At 41.4% G+C, this 1407-nt stretch carries 3 protein-coding genes; 1 reads left to right on the plus strand and 2 read right to left on the minus strand.

What is annotated here, in order from left to right; genetic code table 11:
* A partial coding sequence (locus O8C65_00005) for a dockerin type I domain-containing protein (protein MCZ7355298.1) occupies positions 1-425 on the plus strand: 425 nt, incomplete at its 5' end.
* Between the two features lie 4 nt (positions 426-429).
* On the opposite strand, the gene O8C65_00010 is transcribed toward O8C65_00005, so the two are convergent.
* Both O8C65_00010 and O8C65_00015 read right to left on the minus strand, forming a co-directional pair.
* A complete protein-coding gene (locus O8C65_00010; GenBank protein ID MCZ7355299.1) occupies positions 430-573 on the minus strand; it encodes a hypothetical protein in 144 nt (47 codons plus the stop codon).
* Complete coding sequence (locus O8C65_00015) at positions 570-1163, minus strand: AAA family ATPase (protein ID MCZ7355300.1); 594 nt, start codon at positions 1161-1163, stop codon at positions 570-572. The genes O8C65_00010 and O8C65_00015 overlap by 4 nt, the downstream gene beginning before the upstream one ends.
* Positions 1164-1407: the final 244 nt, after the last annotated feature.

Below are 1407 nucleotides of genomic sequence, written 5' to 3' on the forward strand. Positions count from 1 at the left end.
GTACGTTCTTCAATAATGGCACAATAAATAATTCTCTGGGTTCGATCGAAAATATCACCGAAGCTGTCCTCGGGCACTCAAATGTATCGACTCCAGGCACATTCATCATTATCAACGCTACTGCAATCGGTTCATCGGGCGCATCCGGAATTGATCTCTCCAATGTGAAAATCAGCGATCCCGGTGGGGTTGCGATTCCGTTGGATTTGATAAATGGAGATGTATCTATAGATGCACCCCAAGCCTATCCGCGCTACGACGTCAATGAGGACGGAATCGTAGATATCGAAGATTTGACTATCATCGAACAGCATTTCAATGAAATTGTTGTCCCGCCTTATCCTCGCTATGATGTGAATATGGACGGCGCTGTGGATATTGCAGATCTCACAATAGCAGCCCAGCACTTTGGTGAAAATACATGAGATCTCACCCCATGGTCCCATCTACCTGTGTCTGAGCCTTGGATGAATCCGCAAGTTTTTTTTCCAGATCCATGGTACTCATGAGCGTCATTCCATGATTTGTAAAAATGAACGAGGTGGGCATTTCATTGACTTTTGTCAATCTCATTTTTTGGATCTGAATAAAATGGGTCGGGTATGGATCCAGATCATGCGTCTGCCTCTTATCGAGAAAAATGACAGCATCGCCCATAAAATCGAAATCATCGAATTCTTTATATTAATGATTTCAATTATCTCCTCTGTTGAAAACCTGCTGAACCCGAAGATCTCAAGATATCCTTTATCGATATACTTTCCGATATCCCATCCGAAACGAAGGGTCTGCTTTACAAGCTGGTCCACCATTTCCTCGAAAGAAAAGAAAATACATCGTTCGCCGTTCTTTACGCCTTCAAGCAAAAACTGCAGTGAGAATGTGGTCTTTCCAGTACCAGGCGGACCTGTTACAACCACGACAAAGCCTTCGGGTATGCCCCCTTCAACAAGCCCGTCAAAGCCGGGAACACCGGTTTTTACTCTTTTGATGATCCTGCTGACATTTTGAATGTCTATCTTCTCTTTGAACCTGAGCTTGTCCATGCCGAGTAGAGCGCGTTCAAGCACAGCATTCTTAGTTCCGAGCTCCTTCTCGTAACGCTCAAGTATCCTCATTACATCCGTGCTGAGGGTGGTGTGGATAGGGTGTTTATCGCGCATATTGTATATATAAGTAGCAATTAATCGTGGTCACTAACTTTATATTCATGACCATAATATATGAATTTATTGCTCATAATTATATATATATAATGTACATGATGAGGCACAGTAAAATAATCCAGTTATGGCCAAAAAGTAATATCATCACAATAAATACTTATTTATTCTTTAATGTAATGATATTACCTGCGCTTGACCATGGTAACAATATCTTCTACACTTAAAAATATATCTGAAATCC

It is taken from the genome of Candidatus Methanoperedens sp., assembly GCA_027460535.1.
In the GTDB taxonomy this organism is placed as follows: domain Archaea; phylum Halobacteriota; class Methanosarcinia; order Methanosarcinales; family Methanoperedenaceae; genus Methanoperedens.